Source organism: Pseudomonas sp. HTZ2, from assembly GCF_033173945.1.
GTDB classification, from domain to species: Bacteria; Pseudomonadota; Gammaproteobacteria; order Pseudomonadales; family Pseudomonadaceae; genus Aquipseudomonas; species Aquipseudomonas guariconensis.
On sequence record NZ_CP137332.1, the window covers coordinates 2,468,865 to 2,491,465 of the forward strand.

Here is a 22,601-nt window from a genome sequence, read left to right on the forward strand (position 1 = left end):
CTCAGGCGGCCTGACGGGCAGTGACGAATGCTGCCAGGGTGGCGATATTGGTGAAATGGGAGCGGGTGTCCTTGGCGTCGGCGTCGATCTTGATCCCGAAACGTTTCTGCAAGGCCAGGCCGAGCTCCAGGGCGTCCACCGAGTCCAGGCCCAGGCCCTCGCCGAACAGGGGTTGTTGGTCATCGATGTCCTGGACGTCGATGTCTTCCAGCCCCAGGGCGTCGATGATCAATTGCTTGATATCACGGTGCAGGTCTTGCTGTGGATCGCTCATCTTCGGCGAGCTCCTTGATGAAATACTGATGCAGGTAATCGTGGAGGCGTCGAGAGGCCACCGGTGCCGGGCCCAGCGCAGCGAACGAGGCGGGGTCGATATCGGCACCGACATGTAGACGAAAATGCACGCGTCGGCGCGGAATGCGGTACCAGGGCTCATGTTTGGTCAGGGTGCTGGGGCTGACGCTGATGGTCACGGGTGTAATGATTTTCGCACCGCGCAAGGCGATCGCGGCGGCACCGCGATGAAAGGCCGGGGCCTGGCCGGGCGGTGTGCGGGTGCCCTCGGGGAAGATGATCAGCGGCTGTCCCTGGCGCAGGGTGTCGGCGGCGGTTTCGAGCATCTGCACGCTGCCATCGTTGCCGATGTAGCGTGCCTCGCGCACCGGGCCGCGGGTGAAGGGGTTGTCGAACAGGCTCTGCTTGACCACGCAATTGGCGTTGCGGGCCAGGCCGATTAGAAACACCACGTCGATCAGCGATGGATGATTGGCGATGATGAGCTGCCCCGGACGGCCCAGACCCTCGGCTCCGACGACCTCGTAGGTGAGCACGCCGCTGACCCGCATGAAACGTATGAACCGCCAGAACAGCCAGCCGATGGTTCGGCGGGCGCGTTGCTGGTGGCGTTCGACGCCACCGGGCAGGCAGGCGAGCAGCGGAAACACCAACACGCGCAGGCACAGGCTGCCCACACCGAACAGGGCAAAGCTCAGTGCGGTCGCCACCAGGCGCCAGGGGTAGGCATCCCGTGGCTTGTTCACGCGAGCCGTTGCCAGTTCCATGAGCGTTGCTTTCCTGGGTGGGTGAGCCTGGACTGGTCGGTCAGCAGGGCGCGCAGCCAGCCCAAGGCGTGGGGCAAGTTGCCAGTGACGGCTTCGCTGCCTGGGGTCAGGTCCAACTGCCATTGCTCGCCAGGGGTCAATAGCAGCCCTAGGGCATAGGAGAGCGGTACGTCGCTGATCCAGGGCGCATAAGCCGCTGGCGGCAGTTCTTCGGCAACGATCAGCAATACGGCCGGCGCGCCTTCATGGAGCAGGCCGGCCGCCTCGACGAGGCCATGTTCGAATCCGTCGTCGGCCGCGGCCAGGGCGGTCATTTCGCAGCTCTGCCCACGCAGGATCGACCACAGGCCGATCACCGCATTGTGCACCGAGAGGCTGAACTGGGTGGGCGAGAGCGGCTCGCCCTGGGCGAGGTCGCTGAGGATGGAGAAGGTGCGCGGGGTTTCACCATGGCGCGAGACGTACACCAGCGGCAGCGATTCGTACCCCTCGGCAAGCGGCCAGCCGACAGCGAACGCCATGCGTGCCAACGGGCTCAGGCGCCGGCGCTGCAAGGCCGGAAGGAAGGACACGTCCGGCACCTGGCTGTCGCCTGGCGACACGGACTCACCGTTGGCCCAGGCACGCCAGTCGGCAGGCGTGTGCAGACCGGGGGCCCAGGCGCGCCATTGGCTGATGTTGAAAGTGATCACGATGTGCTTGTTTCCCGCCCTGCGGGCGACCTTTGGCGTCGGAGTGGCTCGGAGCGGCCTGAGGGATTCACACTCGCCGAGTGGCGCGCATTATCCCGGTGCAGGGGACCGCTAGCAAATACGCCTTGGACAATGACCAATGAACAACGCTCTGGCTAGTCGACCCGCTCCGATCGATTACCCGCGGTTTCCGATGAACGGTTACGAAGGTTATCGGCACCGGGGTAGGAAAGGTTGAGCGGGCGGTACTGGTCATTGTCGCTCGCCGGACACATACTCGGGCATTCGTTGATACACGGAGGTCTTCCATGCGGCGCGTGGTGTTCAATCAGAAAGGTGGCGTGGGCAAGTCGAGCATCGCCTGCAACCTGGCGGCGGTCAGTGCCAGTGAAGGCTATCGGACCCTGTTGATCGACCTGGATGCCCAGGCCAACTCCACCCAGTACCTCACCGGGCTGACCGGCGAGGACATTCCCATGGGCATCGCCGACTTCTTCAAGCAAACCCTTTCCAGCGGGCCCTTTGCCAAGAAGAACAAGGTCGATATCTACGAAACGCCGTTCGACAACCTCCACGTGGTCACTGCGACCCCGGAACTGGCCGACCTGCAGCCCAAGCTCGAGGCCAAGCACAAGATCAACAAGCTACGCAAACTGCTCGATGAGCTGGACGATGACTACGAGCGAATCTACATCGATACGCCACCTGCGCTCAATTTCTACGCGGTTTCTGCGTTGATCGCCGCCGATCGGGTGCTAATCCCATTCGACTGCGACAGCTTCTCACGCCAGGCGCTGTATGGCCTGCTCGCGGAAATCGACGAACTCAAGGACGACCACAACGAAGACCTGCTGGTCGAAGGCATCGTCGTCAATCAGTTCCAGTCACGCGCCAGCCTGCCTCAGCAGATGCTCGACGAGTTGCTGGCCGAGGGCTTGCCGGTCCTGCCGGTGTATCTGGCCAGTTCGGTGAAGATGCGTGAATCCCACCATGCGAGCTTGCCGTTGATCCACCTGGAGCCTCGACACAAGCTGACCCAGCAGTTCGTCGAGCTGCACGCGCTGCTCGAAGAGAACGCCTAGACCCCCTGGCTGCGCAACCACTCCAGCAAAGACTGGAGTGGAAACGCGCCTGCCTGGCGGGCGACCTCACGACCATTCTTGAACAGGATCAGGCTGGGGATCGAGCGGATGCCCAACTGACCGGCGAGGTTGCGGTTGGCCTCGCTGTCCAGCTTGGCCAGGCGACAGCGCCCGGCAAGCTGGCGGGCGGCTTGTTCGAAGACCGGGGCGAACGATTTGCACGGCCCGCACCAGTCTGCCCAGACGTCCAGCAGCAGGGGCAAATCGCCTTTGATCTGGCTGGCGTAGCTGCGTTCATCGAGGTCGAAGGGCGTGGCCAGCAGTACCTCTTGCTTGCAGCGTCCACACTTGGGGTGGTCCCCCAGGCGTTCGGCGGGCAGGCGGTTGAGGCCGTTGCAATGGGGGCAGGGAATCAGCAGAGGTTCGGACATTTCATCTCCTGTTCGGTTTATCGCAGGCTGTCGCAGCGCCCACGGGGCCTGATCTGAAGCAGCCACATCTTGTGAATACTGGCGACAGCCCTGGCAGGGCATTCACGAGGAACAGCTGATTTCCAGGTGCTTGCCCCACTCGGGCGGACGTTCGGCATAGGCCTGCATTGCAGGTTGTTCTTCGAATGGATTGCTCAGCACCTGATGCAACCGGCGTACTTCGCTGTAATCCCCCGCTTCGGCCGCTTCAATGGCTTTTTGTGCCAGGTAATTGCGCAGGATGTACAGCGGGTTGACCGCATGCATGCGCTCGCGCCGGCCTTCGGCGTTGGCGGGTTCACGCTGGCAGCGGGCCAGGTAATCCTCGCCCCAGGCGTCGAACCCGGCCAGGTCGATGAAGTCATCGCGCACCACCTTGAGGGCATCGGCCACGGGCTGGTCGCCAAGCCTGCGGAAGAACAGGGTGTAGTCCACGCCGCCGCTCTGCATGCGTTGCAGCAGGCGCTCCACCAAGGCCATGTCACCGTCCTCGGCTGTGGTGAAGCCCAGGCGCCGACGCATCAGATCCAGGTAGTGAGCCTGGTACAGCGGCAGGAACAGGCCCAGCGCTTCCTTGAGCGGCTCCACCTCGATCACCGTGGTCAGGGCCTGGGCCAGGGCGCTCAGGTTCCAGTGGGCGATGGGCACCTGGTTGGCGTAGCTGTAGCGACCGCGGTCGTCGGAATGGTTGCAGATGAAATTGGCGTCGAAGTCGTCGAGGAAGGCGTAGGGGCCGAAGTCGAAGGTGATGCCCAGGATCGACATGTTGTCGGTGTTCATCACGCCATGGCAGAAGCCGTAGGCCTGCCACCGGGCGATCAGCTCGGCGTTGCGTTCGACGATGGTGCGGAACATGGCCAGGTAGGGCTGTTCTGCCTCCCGGCACTCGGGGTAATGCTGCTCCAGGACATGGTCGATGAGTTGGCGCTGCTGCTCTGGCTGGCGGGTGTAGTAGAAGTACTCGAAGTGACCGAAGCGCACATGGCTTTGCGCCAGGCGCAGGAGCATCGCGGCGCTTTCGCGGGTCTCTCGCCACACCGGGGTGCTCGAGCCGATCACGCACAATGCGCGGCTGCTGGGAATGCCCAAGGCGTGGAGGGCCTCGGAGGCCAGGAACTCGCGGATCGAGGAGCGCAGTACGGCACGGCCATCGCCCATGCGCGAATAGGGGGTCTGGCCGGCGCCCTTGAGGTGCAGGTCCCAGTGCTCGCCGGCGTCATTGAGCACTTCGCCCAGCAGCAGGCCACGGCCGTCGCCCAGGCGTGGGTTGTAGGAACCGAACTGGTGCCCGGAATAGACCATCGCCCGCGGCTCTGCCTCTTCCCAAAGCTTGTGGCCGCTGAACAGCTCGGCGAACACCGGCAGTTCGGCCTGGGCCGGGTCGAGGTTGAGCAGGGCCATGGCCGATTCGCTGGCCACCACCAGGCGTGGCTCGGCAATCGGGTCGGGCAGGACCTCGGTGGAAAAGGCATCGCCCAGGCGGGCGAAGCGGTTGTCGAAGGTCAGTTGGTCGAGGGCTTTCACAGGCCGGCTCCTGGGATCGGGGGTCAGGGGCCGCTTTGCGGCCCTTCGCGGGTAATCCCGCTCCCACAGGTCCAGCGCTGTGCCTGTAGGAGCGGTTTACCCGCGAACGAGGGCGTAGCCCTCGCAAGGGTTGTGCACAGAATAAAGTATTCGAGTGCACTCAGGCCGGTGCAGTGCCATCCGGTTTCGGGTTCTCCACCGGAATCAACTGCTGTTTGCCGCCTTGCATGTCCATCAGGAACACCTCGACCTGGCGCACCGAGATCTTGATGTTGTGCGCCTTGAACTCGCGGTTGATGTAGCGGTTGATCTCGTCCAGCGTCGGGTTGCGGTCGCCCAGGTCGCGGACGTGCATGCGCAGTTCGTGGTCCAGCGAGCTTTCGCCGAAGTTGAGGAAGTACACGATCGGCTCAGGATCCTTGAGCACCCGTGGGTTTTCGTGGGCGCCCTTGAGCAGCAGTTCGCGCACCAGATCCAAATCCGAGCCGTAGTCGATGCCCAGCTTGAGCGTGACGCGGGTGACGGTGTCGGTCAGGGACCAGTTGATCAGCTGGCCTGTGATGAAGGTCTTGTTGGGGACGATGATGTCCTTGCGGTCGAAGTCGGTGATGGTGGTCGCACGGATGCGGATCTTGCTCACCGTGCCGGATAGATTGCCGATGGTGATGGTGTCGCCGATGCGCACGGGGCGCTCGAACAGAATCATGATGCCGGAGATGAAGTTGGCGAAGATCTCCTGCATGCCGAAGCCCAGGCCCACCGACAGGGCCGCCACCAGCCATTGCAGCTTGTCCCAGCTCACCCCGAGGGTCGACAGGGTGCTCACGATGCCCACACCCACGATGGTGTAGGAGAGCAGCGTGGTGGTGGCGTAGGCGCTGCCTTGGGCCAGGTTCAGGCGCGACAGCACCAGCACCTCCAGCAGGCCCGGCAAGTTGCCGGCCAGGGCGAAGGTGATACCGACGATCACCAACGCACCGAGCAGGTCGCCCAGGCTGATCGGCACCATGCTGGCCGCCGCGCCAGTGCCGCTGGTGTATTCGTACAAGGTGAAGTTGTTGAGATAGGCGAAGACCGAGATCAGGTCCGACCAGACCCAGTACAGGCCGGCGATGAAGCCGCCAAGCAGGGCCAGGCGGATCAGGCGCAGCGACTGCTGGTTGACCTGTTCGATATCCAAGGTTGGTTCTTCGACGATCACCTCGCCGTCCAGCCCTTCCTTGGCAGCCTGGCGTTTGCTCAGGGCGCGCTGGTAGGCCAGGCGCCGGGCCGCAACCGAGAGCCCGCGTACGAACGCGGCCTCGATCACCAGCCAGAACAACAGCAGGTAAAGGGTATAGATGAGTCGGTCGGTGAGCTTGAGCGCGGTGTAGTAGTAGCCGAAGCACACGGCCACGAATAGGGCGATGGGTAGCGCGGTGAAGGCCACCCCGACCGCTTTGCGGAACAGCGAGGTGTCTCGGTGCGCGGGGCTGCTCAGCAGCAGGCGGCTGAGCAACCAGGCCATCAGGGCATAGCAGGTGAGCACCACACCGATGCCCAGCACGTCATCGGCCAGGGCCGACGGCTGATGCTCGGCCACCGCCACCACACCTACCAGGGCCAGCACCACGGTGCCCAGTCGGCGCACCCAGCCGCGCAGGAACTCGACCTGCGGCTTGTGCCAGCGGAAGTGGATCTCGGCAACGCCGCCCGGCGCGAGGATGCGGTAGGCGGTGTAGAACACCAGCCAGGCCTGGGCGATCTGCCACAGGGCGGCGCCCAGGTTAGCGTTCTGGCCGCGAGCGTCGATCTGCAGGGCGTAGCTGCCCAGGGCCAGGGCCAGGGCGACCGGCATGGCCAGGAGGATATTGATCAGGATCGCCTGGGGCGTATGCCACTGGCTATCGCGACGGAAGTGGCCGATGTCCTGGTGAACCTTGCCCAGGCGCTGATAGAGGTACTTGCGCCGCCATAGCAGTGCGCCGATCACCAGCAGCAGCGGCAGGAACAACAGCGGGCGCTGCGCCAGGCCGTCGGTCAGCTCCTTGAGGCCCGAGCCCCATGGCAGGTTGGCGACCTGGTCGGCAAACCGCTCGGGCACATGGCTCAGCCACTCCCAGTCCAGCGGCTTGTTGCTGGGAATCCAGAACATCTGCTCTTCCAGGGTGGTGCGCAGACTCTGGGCGGTGCTGAGCAATTGCTTCTGGTTCAGCTGCAGGGTGATGGACTCATTGAGCAGCGCCGACAGCTCGCGGTTCAGGCGCTCGAGCAGGTCGCTGCGGGTGATCACCACCTCCAGCAAGGCCTTGCGCAGCTGTGGTGTGGCCTCTTCCTCGGGCTGGGCGGCCAGCAGCTTGTCGACGTAGATCGAGGGGCTGCTCATCTGCTCGCGCTGCTGATTGATCTCGAACTGATAGAGGCGAATGTCGGCGATCTGGTCGGCCAGGTTGCGATCGACTTTCAGGTGCGGCAGGGATTGCTTTTGCTTGTAGAGGATCTTCGATAGCAGCAGGCTGCCCTTGAGCACGTCGATCTGTTCGTCCAGAGCCTGGTCGGCCTGGGTCAGGCTGTCGAGTTGCTGTTTGGTGCGCAGGTTCTGCTGGGTGACCTCGTTGAGCCGGTCGGTGCTCTTGAGCAGGTAGTCCGAAAGCTTGACGTTGGCGGTGCTCTCGGTGGCCAGCAAGGTGCTGCTGCCGGCCTTCTGGGCTTCGAGCGACTGTTGGGTGACGGTCTGCTGGGACTGGGCCAGACGCTTGTCGTTGATCAGCGTCTGCAGCTCCTGGATTTCTTGCTCTAGGCGCGCGGCGCGCTCGATCAACAGGTCGTGGCGGGCATTGCCCAGATCCTGCAGTTGGCTGTTGCTGGTCATTTCCTGGCGGCGCAGAGCCATGCGTGCATTGAGCGCGGCCAGCTCGGCGTTGAGCTGGTTGCGTTGGTCTGCGGAAATCGGTTTGCCGCCGTCCTTGCCCGATTTTAGGCTGCTGTTGATCTGCTGGATGCGGGTCTGGCTGCTGCTGATTTCGGCCTGGGCCCGTTCAGGGCGGGTCTGGGAGTTGATGATCAGGCTGTTGGCTTCGGAGAGCGCTTTTTGCAGTTCGCCTTGCTCAGTGCTGCGCTCGCTGAGCATCTGCTCCAGCTGGGGTACGGCCAGGTTGGCATAGCGCTCAGCCACCGGCACGCTCTTGGTTTGCTTGAGCTTGGTCAGCTCGCGTTGACCGTCACGGATCTCGTTGGGCGCGCTGGCCAGCTGCTGTTTGAGCTCGGCGAGTTTCTTTTCGCTGTCTTCCTTGCTGGCGAGCAGGACCAGGGTCTGCTCGAGCACTTGCTGCAGGGCCTTCTGCTCGGCTTCCGGAAGTTTGCGCTCGGCGATCTTGTCGAGGCTGTGCTGGACGCTGGCGGTGGTCGGGACCTCGGCCGCCATGACGGCGAACGAGAGGGACAGGCACAGCCCGAGCAGGGCTGCGCGGAGGGACACACGCAGGGACATAGGCAGAATTCTTGCGAAACGAGGCAAATCGAAGTTTAGAGGAACAACCCGGGGCCGGGTCGAGTACCTTCCGGGAATCTGACGCCCACTTTCTGGATCTTGTTCCCGTCCATGGTCGCCACGGTCCAGATCGTGCTGTTCCATTCGACCTGGTCGCCTACTACTGGAGCGCCTCCGACCTTCTGTCGGATGAACTGGGCAAGCGGCATTTTCGCGTCCAATCCGTCCAGCTTAAGGCCATAAAGCGCCGCCACCGCGCCGAGCTCGGCATCGCCTTCGAGCACGAAGTCGCCGAAGAAGCGCAGGTCCAGCCCCCGCTGCGGCGCCTGGCTGAACAGTTTGCCCAGGGCCGGCAGGTTGTGCTCGTGGCCGATCACGCACAGCATGTCGCCGACCTCCAGCACGGTGCTGCCTGAGGGGTGCAGCAGTTGCTCGCCGCGGAACAGTGCGGCGATACGGGTGCCCTCTGGCATCTTCAACTCGCGCAGGGCGGCGCCGATGCACCATTTTTCAGCACCCAGGCGATAGACGAACAGCTCCCACTCGCTGGTGATGTGCACCTCCAGAGCGGAGCGGGAAATCGGGGCCGGGTCCGGCGGCACGGTGACTTTCAACAGCTTGGCCATCCACGGCAGGCTGGTGCCTTGCACCAACAGCGAGACCAGGACGATGAAGAAGGCCAGGTTGAAGAACAGCTGGGCATCGGGCAGGCCGGCCATCAGTGGGAACACGGCAAGAATGATCGGCACCGCGCCGCGCAGGCCGACCCAGCTTATGAAGGCTTTCTCGCGGCCGTGGAAGGCCTTGAACGGCAGCAAGCTGGCCACCACCGACAGGGGGCGCGCGAACAGGATCATCCATAGCGCAAGGCCCAGCGCTGGCAAGGCGATCGGCAGCAGATCGTGAGGCGTGACCAGCAGGCCCAGCACCAGGAACATGCCGATCTGCGCCAACCACGCCATGCCATCGAGCATGTGCAGAATGCCGTGACGGCTGCGGATGGGGCGGTTGCCCAACACCAGGCCGCACAGGTAGACCGCCAGAAAACCGCTGCCGTGCAAGGCGTTGGTCAGCGAGAACACCACCAGGCCGCCGGCGATCACCAGGATCGGATACAGCCCGCCGGCCAGGTTGATGCGATTGACCAGTTGCAGCATCAGCCAGCCACCGCCTAGGCCCAGCAGGCTGCCGATGCCGAACTCGCGCACCAAGTGGGTCAGCAGGCTCCAGTGCAGGCCGGTCTGGCCGCTGGCGATCATGTCGATCAGGGTGACGGTGAGAAAGACCGCCATCGGGTCGTTGCTACCCGACTCGATCTCGAGCGTCGCGGTGACACGCTCGTTCAGGCCCTTGCCACCGAGCAGGGAGAACACCGCCGCGGCGTCGGTGGAGCCGACGATGGCGCCGATCAGAAGGCCTTGGATGAGGCTCAGGTCGAACAGCCAGGCGGCGACCATGCCGGTCAGCCCGGTGGTGATCAGCACGCCGACCGTGGCCAGCGACAACGCGGGCCACAGCGCCACGCGAAAGCTCGCCACCCGCGTGCGCAGGCCGCCGTCCAGCAGGATCACGGCCAGGGCCAGGTTGCCCACCAGATAGGCGGTCGGATAGTTGTTGAAGATGATGCCGCCACCATCGACGCCGGCGACCATGCCGACGGCGAGGATGATGACCAGGATAGGAATGCCAAGGCGCGATGACAGCGAGCTGACCAAGATACTTGCCCCGACCAGCAGTGCGCCGATCAGAAACAGGCTGTTGATGGTGCTCGCATCCAAAGGCAGTACTCCGGTACATCGCGGGGAAAAAGGACTTGATAGCGTTGACTAGCAGGTCGCGTGCCAATCGATTCTAACCTGATGAATTGGCAGCCTGTAAAGCGTTTCTGAAAATGAAAAAGGCACCCCGGAGGGTGCCTTTTTCGGTGTTACCAGTACGGCGCTATCGCGGGACAAGCCCGCTCCTACAGGTACTGCGCTGCGCTTATGGGCAGCGATATCCCTGTGGGAGCGGCGTTGGTCACGGACAAGCCGGAACAGGTTCAGCCCTGCTTGACCTCGCGCATAGGCTTGCCCTTCACCGGTGCGCCATTGGCCACGTAGTACTTGGCGGTGCTGCGCGGCAGCGGCTTGCGGCCACGGATCTTGTCCGAGATTTTCTCGGCGATCATGATCGTGGTGGCATTGAGGTTGCCGGTGATGATGATCGGCATGATCGACGCGTCGACCACACGCAGGCCCTGCATGCCGTGCACGCGGCCTTCGCCATCGACCACCGCCATGTCGTCGGTGCCCATCTTGCACGAGCAGGACGGGTGGAAGGCGGTTTCGGCGTGCTCGCGGATGAACTTGTCCAGTTCCTCGTCGGTCTGCACGTGGGCGCCCGGGCTGATCTCGCGACCACGGTATGGATCCAGCGCCGGCTGGGCCATGATCTCGCGGGTCAGGCGGATGCCGTCGCGGAATTCCTGCCAGTCCTGCTCGGTGGCCATGTAGTTGAACAGGATGCTTGGATGCTGGCGCGGATCCTTGGACTTGAGTCTGATGCGGCCACGGCTAGGCGAGCGCATCGAACCCATGTGGGCCTGGAAACCGTGTTCCTTCACGCCGTTGGAGCCGTTGTAATTGATCGCAACCGGCAGGAAGTGGTACTGGATGTTCGGCCATTCGAACTCAGGACGGGTGCGGATGAAACCGCCTGCCTCGAACTGGTTGCTGGCGCCGATGCCAGTGCCGTTGAACATCCATTCAGCGCCAATGGCTGGCTGGTTCCACCACAGCAGCGACGGGTACAGCGAAACCGGCTGGGTGCACGCGTATTGCAGGTACAGCTCCAGGTGGTCCTGCAGGTTCTCGCCGACGCCTGGCAGGTCGTGGACGACCGGGATGTCGAGGCTTTCGAGCAGTTCGCGCGGACCGACGCCGGAGCGCTGCAGCAGCTGCGGCGAGGCGATGGCGCCGGAGCTGACGATGACTTCCTTGCGGGCGCGGGCTTCGACGCGCTCTTCGCTGTCGCCGACCAGGTAGGTCACGCCGATGGCGCGCTTGCCGTCGAACAGCACGCGGTCGGTCAAGGCGTGGGTGACGATGGTCAGATTCGGACGCTTCTTGGCCTGGTCCAGATAGCCGCGGGCGGTGCTGGAGCGACGACCGTTCTTGGTCACGGTACGGTCCATCGGACCGAAGCCTTCCTGCTGGTAGCCGTTGAGGTCTTCGGTACGTGGGTAACCCGCCTGCACGCCGGCTTCGACCATGGCGTGGAACAGTGGGTTGTTGCCGGCTTTAGGCGTGGTCACGCTGACCGGGCCTTCGCCGCCGTGGTAGTCGTTCGGGCCGATATCGCGGGTTTCGGCCTTGCGGAAGTACGGCAGGCAGTCCAGGTAGGTCCAGTCTTCGAGGCCTGGCAATTTCGCCCAGCCGTCGAAATCCATGGCGTTGCCGCGGATGTAGCACATGCCGTTGATCAGCGAAGAGCCACCCAGGCCCTTGCCACGGCCACACTCCATGCGGCGGTTGTTCATGTGCGGCTCAGGATCGGTTTCGTATGCCCAGTTGTAGCGACGGCCCTGCAGCGGGAAGGCCAGGGCGGCTGGCATCTGGGTACGGAAGTCGAAGCGGTAGTCGGGGCCACCGGCTTCCAGCAGCAGTACAGTGACGCCGGCATCTTCGGTCAGGCGGGTCGCCAGGGTGTTACCGGCGGAGCCGGCACCGACGATGATGTAATCGTATTCTTTGGACATGAAAGTACCCTCATGTTGGCGGTGATCAGGGAGCGGAAACGCCCGTGCGCAGCGGCACGGGCGTGGCTAGCTAGACAGGGTTCAGAAAACCGAGTTGTAGCCGCCCAGCTCGACCTGGACCGACTTGATGCGAGTGTATTGAGCCAGCGAGCTGACACCGTTCTCACGGCCGACACCCGACTGCTTGTAACCGCCGACCGGCATTTCGGCCGGCGATTCGCCCCAGGCGTTGATCCAGCAGATGCCCGCTTCGAGCTTGTGGATGATGCGGTGGGCGCGGCTGATGTCGTTGGTGCAGACGCCGGCGGCCAGGCCGTACTCGGTGTCGTTGGCGCGACGGATGACTTCTTCTTCGGTTTCGTAGGTCAGGATGCTCATGACCGGGCCGAAGATCTCTTCCTTGACGATGGTCATGTCGTCGGTGCAGTCGGTGAAGACGGTCGGGGCAACGAACGCGCCCTTGGCGAAGTCACCGGCCATCAGACGCTCGCCGCCGCACAGGACGCGGGCACCTTCTTCCTTGCCCTTGGCGATGTAGCTCAGGACGCTTTCCATGTGCGCGAAGCTGACCAGCGGACCGAAGTTGGTGTTCTCGTCTTCCGGGTTGCCGGCACGGATGCGGGCGACGCGTTCGGCGATCTTGGCTTCGAAGGCCGCTTTCATCGACGACGGGATGAATACGCGGGTGCCGTTGGTGCAGACCTGACCGGAGCTGTAGAAGTTGGCCATCATGGCGATGTCGGCGGCCTTGTCCAGGTCGGCGTCGTCGCAGATGATCAGCGGCGACTTGCCGCCCAGTTCCATGGTGACTTCCTTGAGCGTGGAGCTCGAGGCGCTGGCCATGACTTTCTTGCCGGTGGTGGTGCCGCCGGTGAAGGAGACTTTCTCGATGCGCGGGTGCTCGGTCAGCCAGGTGCCCACTTCGCGACCGCTGCCGGTCAGGACGTTGAACACGCCGTCCGGCAGGCCGGCTTCGGTGTAGATCTCGGCCAGCTTCAGGGTGGTCAGCGAGGTGACTTCCGAAGGCTTGAAGATCATGGCGTTGCCGGCGGCCAGGGCCGGGGCGGATTTCCACAGGGCGATCTGGATCGGGTAGTTCCAGGCACCGATGCCGGCGGTCACGCCCAGTGGCTCGCGGCGGGTGTAGACGAAGGAGCTCTCGCGCAGCGGGATCTGCTCGCCTTCGATGGCAGGAACCAGGCCTGCGTAGTATTCCAGCACGTCGGCGCCGGTGACGATGTCGACGTAACGGGTTTCGGAATAGGACTTGCCGGTGTCCAGGGTTTCCAGCATGGCCAGCTCGTCGTTGCGCTCGCGCAGGATCTCGACGGCGCGGCGCAGGATGCGCGAACGCTGCATGGCGGTCATTGCGGCCCAGACTTTCTGGCCACGCTCGGCGCTTTCGACGGCGCGCTCGACGTCAGCCTGGGTGGCACGTTGCACGTGGGCGAGGACTTCGCCGGTGGCCGGGTTGATGGCTTCGAAAGTGGCGTCGGTGCTAGCGTCGACGTAACCACCATCAATGTAGAGTTTTTGCGTTCCGAAACGGGCCATAGTGTCCTCGCAAGTGCAGTGTGTGGTTGGCTACCGCGTCACGCTCCTGCCTGGTTGGCAATCGCCGCGCGCGGTTGTTCAGAGGCCTGGTCGGTAGTGTCCAGACTCTGCTGTTTAGCCAGTTGTAGATCCATGTATTCGTAAGCAATCCGTATTGCCTGGTCGGTGTCGAATGCATCACCGGACAGCGCGCCACGCAGCCACAGGCCATCGATCAGGGCCGCCAGTCCGCGGGCAGCCTTGCGCGCATGGTAGAGCGGCAGGACGCGACGGAACTGGCAGCACAGGTTGGAATACAAGCGGTGGTCGTTGATCCGCTGCAACCTGTGCAGGTCTGGCTGGTGCATGCTGGAGGCCCAGAAGGCCAACCAGGTTTTCATTGCCGGGCCGTTCACCTGGCTCGCATCGAAGTTGCCCTCGATGATCACTTTCAGGTGGGCGCGCGGGCTGTCGTCCGTCAGTGCCTGGCGACGCGCCGCAACGCCTTCGTTGAGCATGCTCATGATGTAACCCATCGTCGCTGCGATCAGGCCGTTCTTGTCCCGAAAGTAGTGACTGATGATGCCGTTCGACACACCGGCCAAACGGGCAATCAGCGCAATGCTGGCATCTCCCAGTCCCACCTGATCGACCGCCTGCAACGTGGCTTCGATCAACTGCTGGCGGCGGATGGGTTGCATACCGACCTTGGGCATGTTGCATATCTCCTCAGGCCTGCGAGCAGACGACGAGCGGCTGCCTCGGCGAAGGCCAGTCTATTTTGTTTTGATTGAACGTTCAATCAATAAAGAATAAGCTCTGCGACAATTTGTGCCATTGACAGTTTTTCAGCTGATCGAGAAGGCACGGATTGACACCCCAGGAAATCGCGTAACCCCCGGAATACAAGGCGTTGACGGGCAAGAGCGATGCGAAATGCAGATTCCGCCGAGCGGTCATGGGCCGCGCGGGCAGCCACTGGAGCGGGCTTGGATCTGTTTTATTTGCAACGATTCGATTCGGGATCGCGATTTCCTAGATGCTTTTATAACACCTGATGCTGTGGGGCTATTGCACCATTTGCTCGGGAAGACTGATTAGCCTCCACTCCCGCACTGCCCGGAGCATTCGTGCAATGAGTTCTGCCTCCCTAACCAACCCTCCCGCCGAACGGGTACGGGTCAACCGCGTTGTGTTCTATACCTCCGCGTTGCTGGTCCTCGTTTTGACCGCCCTGCTTATCGCTGTCCCTGAAACCGCCGGCCGTGTGCTGAGCGTGGCGCAGGCCTGGCTGACCCGTACCTTCGGTTGGTACTACATGCTGGTGATCTGCGGATACCTGCTGTTCGTCGTCTATCTGGCCTTCTCCGACTTCGGCAAGCTCAAGCTTGGCGGCAAAGATGACCAACCCGATTTCAGCTACGGCGCCTGGGCCGGCATGCTGTTCTCCTCAGGTATCGGTATCTCGCTGCTGTATTTCGGCGCCTCCGAGCCGCTGGACCATTATTTCAACCCGCCTGAAGGTGCCGCCGCGAGCCATGAAGCCGCGCGCCAGGCGCTGCAACTGACCTTCCTGCACTGGGGCCTGCATGGCTGGGCGATCTACGCCCTGGTTGGCTTGGCCGTGGGCTACTTCGCCTATCGCCACAACCAGCCGTTGGCCCTGCGTTCGGCTCTGTACCCGCTGGTCGGTGAGCGCTGGGTCAAGGGCGCTGCCGGCAACGCAGTGGACATCTTCGGCATGTTCGTCACCTTGCTGGGCCTGGTGACCAACCTGGGTATCGGTTCGATGCAGGTGGCGTCGGGCCTTGAGTACCTGTTCGGCATCGACCACAGCAAGACCAACCTGCTGGCGGTGATTCTGGTCATGGCCGGCGTAGCGACCGTGGCTGCGGTGTCGGGCGTGGAAAACGGTATCCGCCGTCTGTCCAACCTGAACATCATGCTGTTCAGTGGTCTGTTGATCTTCGTTCTGTTGGGTGGCAACACCCTGCACCTGCTCAACGGCTTCGTGCAGAACATCGGTGACTACCTCAATGGCATCGTGCTCAAGACGTTCGACCTGTACGTCTATGAAGGCGACGGCGCCAAGTCCGAGCGCTGGCTGGGCCTGTGGACCGTGTTCTACTGGGCCTGGTGGATCTCCTGGGGCCCATTCGTCGGTATGTTCATTGCCCGTATCTCCAAGGGCCGTACCGTGCGCCAGCTGGTCAGTGGCGTGCTGTTGATCCCGCTGGGCTTTACCCTGGCGTGGCTGTCGATCTTCGGCAACACCGCGCTGGACCTGGTGGTTAACCAGGGCGCTGTGGAGTTGGGCAAGACCGCGTTGGAACAGCCGTCGATGTCGATCTATCAGTTGCTGGAATTCTTCCCGGCAGCCAAGTTCGTCATCGGTGTGGCGGTGTTCGTCGGCTTCGTGCTGTTCCTCACCCCGGCCGACTCCGGTGCAGTGATGATGGCCAACCTGTCGTGCAAAGGCGGCAAGGTGGATGAAGACGCCCCGCACTGGATGGTGGTGTTCTGGTCGGTCGTCATTACGCTGGTAACCATCGGCCTGCTGTTCGCCGGTAACTTCGAAGCCATGCAGACCATGGTGGTTCTGGCTGGCTTGCCGTTCTCCGTGGTGCTGGTGCTGTTCATGTTCGGTCTGTACAAGGCCATGAAGCAGGACGTTGCGGTCGAGCAGGAGCGTGCCGAACTGGCTGCCCGTGGCCGTCGTGGCTTCAGCGAGCGCCTGAGCCAGATGGATTTGCAGCCGAGCCAGGCCGTGGTCCAGCGCTTCATGGACAAGTACGTCAGCCCGGCGCTCAAGGAAGCTGCCGCGCAGATGCGTAACCAGGGCTTCGATGTCGAGGCACGTGCCGGTCACTCCCGTTCGCTGATGGGCCTGCGCGTGATGATGGAAGAGGGTAATCCCTTCGTCTACGAAGTGAGCCTGGATGGCTACCAGGCCGCGCCGAGCGAGGCCGCGGCAGAAGGTGAGGCAGAAGTGCGCCAGCGTTTTTACCGCGCTGAGGTCTACCTGCATGATGGCAGTCAGGAATACGACCTGATGGGCTTCACGCCGGAGCAGATCGTGCGCGACGTGCTGGATCAGTTCGAAAGCCACCGCCAGTTGCTGGGCCGTGTCTATAGCTGATAGCGCCTGAGCTTGTCATGACAAAGGCCCGACTCGCGAGAGTCGGGCCTTTGTCGTTTCAGGGGGCTTGCAGGAGCAAGAGGTCTTCGCGTGGCGCCGAGTGGTGTTTGGCGATGTCCTCGGCTTTGGTGCAGAGCTTCAGGGGCAGGTCCTGCCATTTGAATTCCTGGCTGGCATGGCGAAGCATTTGGTAGCCAGCCGGCTCGTTGCAGTCGAGGGTCCCGGGTGGGCCGTGCTTGATGCGATAGCACTGAAGGTCCGGCGGGGCGATCTTCCAGGTGACCTTCATGTCGCCGTTGTCGAGGCGCTCTAGGGTCATGTCCGGATCGGGAACGGGCGCTGGCCAGAGCATCCGCGCAGAAGGCCAGGCCTGCATACCGGGCACTGGGCCGGCCAACGCAGGCGAGGCAATCCAGGCGAATGCCAGCCCTAGGCAGATCGAATGTCGCGCGAGCATGGTGACCCTCCTTATTTGTGTAAAAGGGCCACTGTGAGTGCTGAAGGTGAGCGCAGCGCGGTACATCTTTAGTGAAGCGTGATGGCTTCAGCGGTTGCTGTAACGGCCATGCTTGCCATGGGCGGGCATGGCCTGGTTGCTCCGTTCGGCGATCATCTGGTGAAGGCTGATCAGCTCTATGCCCTGCTGCTTGAGTCGGGGAAGTTCTCGTTCCAGCACGTCCAGGGTCTGAGGGTAGGGGTGGCCGATGAGCACCGCCGAGCCTTGTCTGCGGGCCAAGGCCACGCCCTGCTGCAGCTGCGCGGAGATGGCCTCGGTGGTGCGGGTATCGTCCAGGAAGACATCTCGCGAAACATGCGCCAGTCCAAGTGCCTGGGCCTTGGCCGCGGCCACGGTGGCGGCACTGGTGCGGCTGTCGACGAAGAACAGGTGGCGCCGCTGCAACTCTGCCATCAGCCAGATCATGGGCTCGGCCTGGGAGGTCATGCGGCTGCCCATATGATTGTTGATGCCGGCGGCGAAGGGCACTTTGGCCAAGGCGGCATCCAGGCGGCGGGCGAGCTCTTCGATCGGGGTGCCTGGGTGCCAGGCGTACGGGCCGGTGGCAGGGTCCATGGGCATGTGCAGGATCACCGTGCGCCCGGCTTTGTGGGCTTGTCGGGCGAAGTCGGTGGCATGGGGCGTATCGGGCATGATCGCCATCGTGATCGGGCCCGGCAGGGCGAGGGTGCGGCTGTCGCGCTCGCTGCTCTGGCCCAGGTCGTCGATGATGATGCTCATGTAGGCCTTGGCCGGCGCCGCATGGGCGGTGCCGGCCAACAGGCAGAACAGCGTCAACAGCAGGTAACGCATGAGACGGGTCAGTCGCCCTTGGTGATGTTCAGGCCTTTGAGCAGGCTCAGGGCCTGGCTGAGCTGGAAGTCACCATCCTGCGGCCGCTCCTTGCGCTTGCTGCTGCCGGTCGGACGGTCGGCACCGCCGTTGCCGTTGCCCAGGTGGCCCTGCAGGTCGGCTTCCTTGAAGTTCTCGGTGTCCGCTTCGGCGGTGAGCTTGGCTGGGCGTACCTCGATGTCCGGGACAATGCCCTGGGCCTGGATCGAACGGCCGTTGGGCGTGAAGTACAGCGCGGTGGTGAGCTTGAGCGCGCGGTCGTTGTTCAGCGGCAACACGGTCTGTACCGAGCCCTTGCCGAAGCTGTCGGTGCCCATCAGCACCGCACGCTTCTGGTCCTGCAGGGCGCCTGCGACGATTTCCGAAGCCGAGGCGCTGCCGCCGTTGATCAGCACCACCAGCGGCACGCCTTCGCTGGCGTCGGCCCGGTCGGCGGAGAAGCGCAGCTCGGAGTTGGCGATGCGGCCCTTGGTGTAGACGATCAGGCCTTTGGTGAGGAAGTGGTCGGCCACTTCCACCGCCGATTGCAGGACGCCGCCGGGGTTGTTGCGCAGGTCCAGGACCACGCCGCGCAGTTTCTTACCGTTGTCCTTGCGCAGCTTGGCCAGTGCCTTGCCGACTTCCTCGCCGGTCTTGACCTGGAACTGGGTGATACGGATGTAGCCGTAGTCGTTCTCCAGCAGCTGACTCTTGACGCTCTTGACCTGGATCACCGCGCGGGCGAGGGTCACGTCGAAGGGCGTGCCGCCGTCGCGGACCAGGGTCAGGGTGATCTTCTCGCCCACCTTGCCGCGCATCTTGTCCACGGCTTCGGTCATGGTCTGGCCGCGGGTCGGGGCGCCGTTGATCTTGACGATCAGATCGCCCGCCTCGATGCCGGCGCGCGAGGCCGGGGTGTCGTCGATCGGCGACACCACCTTGACGAAGCCGTCCTCCATGCCCACTTCGATCCCCAGGCCGCCGAACTCGCCGCTGGTGCTTTCCTGCAGCTCTTGGAAGTCCTCTGGGCCCAGATAGGCCGAGTGAGGATCGAGATTGCTCAGCATGCCCTTGATGGCGTTTTCCAGGAGGGTCTTGTCGTCCACCGGCTCGACATAGGCGGCCTTGATGCGATCAAGGACCTCGGCGAAGGTGCGCAGCTCATCCAGCGGCAGTGGCGCCTTGGCGGTCACCTCGGTGGCCGGTACCGCCGCGCGGCTGGCCGGTGCGGCCGGCTCGGCGGCGGAAACCAGGGGCGCGCCGACCACCAGGGCGATGGTCAGGGCCAGCTGGGTGAGGCGAGACGAGTGCAGCATGTCGAACGAACTCCTGATCCTGTTGGTGCTCCCTCGAGGGAGCATCGGCGCAGCTGTGGCTATGCCGTAAAAAAGTTGACTAACCGCGGCACCACTGCGAAGGGTCGGTGGGGCGACCCTGCTGGCGAATGGCGAAATACAGGCCCGAGCTGTCCTGTCCACCGCTGTCGCCAACGGTGGAGATGGCCTCTCCGGCCTTGACGATGTCGCCGGCGCGCTTGAGCAGGCTCTGGTTGTGGCCGTACAGGCTCAGGTAACCATTACCATGGTCGAGAATGACCAGAAGTCCAGCGCCACGCAACCAGTCGGCGAACACCACGCGCCCGCCGTGTACGGCGCGCACCTGGGTGCCCGGGTTGGCGCCGATCATCACACCGTCCCACTTGGCCCGGTCATCGCCACCGCGTGCATCGCCGAAGCGTGCCAGCAATCGACCATTGACCGGCCAGGGAAGTTTTCCGCGGGCAGCAGAAAAAGCGCCGCCGTAGCTTGCGCCTTCGCTGGAAACGAGGGGGCCGAGGGTGGTGCGGGTTTTTTTCGGGGCTTCTTCTTCGTTGGCGGCAAGGGCCTGCTGCTGGCGGCGCTGCTCTTCGGCCTGCTGCTGGGCCAGCAAGGCTTTCTTGCGGGCTTCTTCGGCTTCGCGGGCCTGGCGGGCGAGGGTTTCCTCGATGGTCTTGAGGACCTTGGTCAGCTCGGCCTGATCCTGCTGGCGGGACTGCAGTTTCTGGTCGCGAGCCTGCATGTCGGTGTTGAGCTTGGCCAGGACTTGCCGGCGTTCGTTGCGCACGGCCTCAAGTTCCTGGCGGCGGCTGTCGAGGTTGCCACGCTGGGCCAGCAATTGCGCCTGTTGGCGGCTGATGTCCTGCTCGACGTTGGCCAGCTGGCGCAGGGTCTCGTTGAAGGTGCGCAGTTGTTCGAGGCGCGCCTTGCTCAGGTAGTCGTAATAGGTGAGGGTGCGGGCGAATTTCTCGGGATTCTGCTGGTTGAGCAGCAGCTTGAGGTATTCCTCGCGGCCGCTCTGGTAGGCGGAGCGGGCCTGGATGGCGATCAGTCGCTGTTGTTCAACGCGGGCGCTCTGGAGTTTTTTTTTCTCGGTATCAAGGCGCTCCAGCTCGCCCTCGGTCTTTTTTAGTTCTTGTTGCAGAGCCTCCACCTGCTTTTCCAGGTCGCCGATTTCGGTCTCGGTGGACTTGAGGTCTTTTTGCACGCCGGACTTTTCCTCCTGGAGCTTGCCCAGCATCTTCTTCAGCTCGGCGATGTCCTGGCGGGTGGCTTCCAGTTGTTGCTGGGTCTGCGCGCGCTCGTCGGCAAAGGCCGGGCTGAGCAGGCAGGACAGGGCGAGTAGGATCAGGGCGCGAAGCATGGAGTTGGGCGTACCAGGGATGGAGACTGGCCTAGTATGCCCGCCTGGGCCTGCAAAAAAAACGTCTCGCAGTGTCAGCGGTCAGCTTCAAGCTGCAAGTGTCAAGAAACAGCGAGCGCTGGCCCGCTTTTTATTGCCACTTGCAGCGTGTGCCTCGCGACGTGTGGATCAGTCGTCGACGAGGATCGACGTACCGGTCATTTCGGCAGGCTTTTCCAGGCCCAGCAGCTTGAGCATGGTTGGCGCCACGTCCGCCAGCACGCCGCCTTCGCGAACCTTGAGGTTGCGCTTGCCGACATAGATGAACGGCACAGGCTCGGTGGTATGGGCGGTGTGCGCTTGGCCCGTGCAGGCGTCTTCCATCTGCTCGACGTTGCCATGGTCGGCGGTGATCAGCGCTTCGCCGCCCACCTTGTCCAGTGCCTGGACGATGCGTCCGACGCAGCCGTCCAGCGCCTCGACCGCCTTGACCGCGGCTTCGAACACACCGGTGTGGCCGACCATGTCGCCGTTGGCGTAGTTGACCACGATCACGTCGTAGCGCTGCTGCTCGATGGCCTCGACGATACGATCGGTGACTTCCGGTGCGCTCATTTCCGGCTGCAGGTCGTAGGTGGCGACCTTCGGCGATGGGATCAGGATGCGCTCCTCGCCTTCGAACGGCTCCTCACGACCACCCGAGAAGAAGAAGGTGACGTGGGCGTACTTCTCGGTCTCGGCGATGCGCAGCTGGGTCTTGCCCTTCTTGGCCAGGTATTCGCCGAGTACATTGTCCAGGCTGGCTTGAGCGAATGCGGCCGGGGCCGGGATCTTGGCCGAGTATTGGGTCAGGCCAATATAGGCGGCCAGCTTGGGCAGACGGGCGCGAGGGAACTCGTTGAAGTCTGCCTCGACGAATGCGCGGGACAGCTCGCGGGCACGGTCGGCACGGAAGTTCATGAAGATGACGGCGTCGCCGTCCTCGACCTTGACGGCTTCTCCGATGCGGGTGGCCTTGACGAACTCGTCGCTTTCATCACGGGCGTAGGCCGCTTCCAGGCCGGCCAGGGCCGATGGCGCGGTGTAGTCGGCGACGCTGTCGACAATCAGGTTGTAGGCGGCGCTGACACGGTCCCAGCGGTTGTCGCGGTCCATGGCGTAGTAGCGGCCGATGAGGCTGGCGATGCGGCCCTTGCCCAGTTTGGCGAAGGTGGCATCGAGCAGTTCGATGGACGACTGCGCGCTGCGCGGTGGAGTATCGCGGCCATCGAGGAAGGCATGCAGGTAGATCTTGTCGGCGCCACGCTGCGCGGCCAGTTCGGCCATCGCGATGAGGTGATCCTGGTGGCTGTGTACGCCACCGTCGGACAGCAGGCCGAGAATATGCACGGCCTTGCCGGCGCCCACGGCCTTGTCCACCGCGCCGGTGAGCACCGGGTTGCTGAAGAACTCGCCATCGCGGATGGCCTTGGTGACCCGGGTGAAGTCCTGGTACACCACTCGCCCGGCACCGAGGTTCATGTGACCGACCTCGGAGTTGCCCATCTGGCCGTCGGGCAGGCCGACATCCATGCCGGAACCGGAGATCAACCCGTTGGGCTGGCTGGCGCGCAGGCGATCGTAGACCGGTGTATTGGCGGCGAAGATGGCGTTGTATTCGGGGCTTTCGCTATGCCCGAAACCATCGAGGATAATCAGGACCAAGGGTTTTGGCGTGTTCGTCATCAATCCTACTCACGGTTGCAAGATGATAAAGACACGCATTTTAGGGCAAATCGGCCAGCGGCGGCCAATTTCCTCCAAATGAACGGGCAGTGCCCGACAGGCTGTCGATACGAGGGATTTTCCAGTGGGGCCGCCGGGCTTTGGCGGGCCTGGGGGGCTGTGTATACTGGCCGGCATTTTCA

At 63.4% G+C, this 22,601-nt stretch carries 17 protein-coding genes; 2 read left to right on the forward strand and 15 right to left on the reverse strand.

Features of this window, described 5'->3' with window-relative positions; translation table 11 throughout:
* Window position 1: 1 nt before the first annotated feature.
* The 3 genes from R6G97_RS11415 to R6G97_RS11425 are packed head-to-tail and all read right to left on the reverse strand — an operon-like array spanning window position 2 to window position 1,753.
* Complete coding sequence (locus tag R6G97_RS11415; protein WP_043212500.1) at window positions 2-274, reverse strand: phosphopantetheine-binding protein; 273 nt, start codon at window positions 272-274, stop codon at window positions 2-4.
* Window positions 243-1,061, reverse strand: coding sequence for a lysophospholipid acyltransferase family protein (locus R6G97_RS11420; protein WP_317848110.1), 819 nt, complete (start codon window positions 1,059-1,061; stop codon window positions 243-245). Before R6G97_RS11420 ends, R6G97_RS11415 begins: the two co-directional genes overlap by 32 nt.
* A complete protein-coding gene (locus tag R6G97_RS11425) occupies window positions 1,037-1,753 on the reverse strand; it encodes a beta-ketoacyl synthase chain length factor (RefSeq protein WP_317848111.1) in 717 nt (238 codons plus the stop codon). Before R6G97_RS11425 ends, R6G97_RS11420 begins: the two co-directional genes overlap by 25 nt.
* 308 nt (window positions 1,754-2,061) lie before the next feature.
* Here R6G97_RS11425 and R6G97_RS11430 point away from each other — a divergent pair, with 308 nt between their 5' ends.
* Window positions 2,062-2,835: a ParA family protein gene (locus R6G97_RS11430; protein ID WP_043212506.1), complete on the forward strand. Its 774-nt coding sequence runs from the start codon at window positions 2,062-2,064 to the stop codon at window positions 2,833-2,835.
* Here R6G97_RS11430 and trxC read toward each other — a convergent pair.
* The 7 genes from trxC to betI all read right to left on the reverse strand — a co-directional run bounded on the left by trxC (window position 2,832) and on the right by betI (window position 14,286).
* Window positions 2,832-3,266: a thioredoxin TrxC gene (trxC, locus tag R6G97_RS11435; protein WP_043212507.1), complete on the reverse strand. Its 435-nt coding sequence runs from the start codon at window positions 3,264-3,266 to the stop codon at window positions 2,832-2,834. The genes R6G97_RS11430 and trxC overlap by 4 nt on opposite strands.
* 102 nt (window positions 3,267-3,368) lie before the next feature.
* On the reverse strand, window positions 3,369-4,829 hold the full coding sequence (gene selO, locus R6G97_RS11440; protein ID WP_317848112.1) for a protein adenylyltransferase SelO: 1,461 nt from the start codon (window positions 4,827-4,829) through the stop codon (window positions 3,369-3,371).
* Window positions 4,830-4,989: 160 nt separating this feature from the next.
* A complete protein-coding gene (gene mscK, locus R6G97_RS11445) occupies window positions 4,990-8,298 on the reverse strand; it encodes a mechanosensitive channel MscK (protein WP_043212512.1) in 3,309 nt (1,102 codons plus the stop codon).
* Window positions 8,299-8,333: 35 nt separating this feature from the next.
* Window positions 8,334-10,076: a potassium/proton antiporter gene (locus R6G97_RS11450; protein WP_043212513.1), complete on the reverse strand. Its 1,743-nt coding sequence runs from the start codon at window positions 10,074-10,076 to the stop codon at window positions 8,334-8,336.
* 263 nt (window positions 10,077-10,339) lie between these two features.
* On the reverse strand, window positions 10,340-12,037 hold the full coding sequence (gene betA / locus R6G97_RS11455; protein WP_043212515.1) for a choline dehydrogenase: 1,698 nt from the start codon (window positions 12,035-12,037) through the stop codon (window positions 10,340-10,342).
* Between the two features lie 81 nt (window positions 12,038-12,118).
* Window positions 12,119-13,591: a betaine-aldehyde dehydrogenase gene (gene betB / locus R6G97_RS11460; protein ID WP_102081447.1), complete on the reverse strand. Its 1,473-nt coding sequence runs from the start codon at window positions 13,589-13,591 to the stop codon at window positions 12,119-12,121.
* Between the two features lie 38 nt (window positions 13,592-13,629).
* A complete protein-coding gene (betI, locus tag R6G97_RS11465; RefSeq protein ID WP_070571690.1) occupies window positions 13,630-14,286 on the reverse strand; it encodes a transcriptional regulator BetI in 657 nt (218 codons plus the stop codon).
* Window positions 14,287-14,705: 419 nt separating this feature from the next.
* Between betI and R6G97_RS11470 the strand changes: the two genes are divergently transcribed.
* Window positions 14,706-16,709, forward strand: a complete 2,004-nt coding sequence (locus tag R6G97_RS11470) for a BCCT family transporter (protein ID WP_070571689.1) — start codon at window positions 14,706-14,708, stop codon at window positions 16,707-16,709.
* 58 nt (window positions 16,710-16,767) lie between these two features.
* Here R6G97_RS11470 and R6G97_RS11475 read toward each other — a convergent pair whose 3' ends face one another.
* The 5 genes from R6G97_RS11475 to gpmI form a co-directional block, all read right to left on the reverse strand.
* Window positions 16,768-17,166 (reverse strand): hypothetical protein, encoded by a 399-nt coding sequence (locus R6G97_RS11475; protein WP_070571688.1) that lies wholly within the window; start codon window positions 17,164-17,166, stop codon window positions 16,768-16,770.
* Between the two features lie 87 nt (window positions 17,167-17,253).
* The gene (locus tag R6G97_RS11480) at window positions 17,254-18,018 is read right to left on the reverse strand and encodes a divergent polysaccharide deacetylase family protein (RefSeq protein WP_317848113.1); all 765 of its coding nucleotides are present in this window, start codon (window positions 18,016-18,018) and stop codon (window positions 17,254-17,256) included.
* 8 nt (window positions 18,019-18,026) lie between these two features.
* Window positions 18,027-19,352, reverse strand: a complete 1,326-nt coding sequence (locus tag R6G97_RS11485) for a S41 family peptidase (protein WP_043212530.1) — start codon at window positions 19,350-19,352, stop codon at window positions 18,027-18,029.
* Between the two features lie 79 nt (window positions 19,353-19,431).
* Complete coding sequence (locus R6G97_RS11490) at window positions 19,432-20,715, reverse strand: murein hydrolase activator EnvC family protein (protein WP_090343308.1); 1,284 nt, start codon at window positions 20,713-20,715, stop codon at window positions 19,432-19,434.
* A gap of 168 nt (window positions 20,716-20,883) precedes the next feature.
* Window positions 20,884-22,419 (reverse strand): 2,3-bisphosphoglycerate-independent phosphoglycerate mutase, encoded by a 1,536-nt coding sequence (gpmI, locus tag R6G97_RS11495; RefSeq protein ID WP_317848114.1) that lies wholly within the window; start codon window positions 22,417-22,419, stop codon window positions 20,884-20,886.
* Window positions 22,420-22,601: the final 182 nt, after the last annotated feature.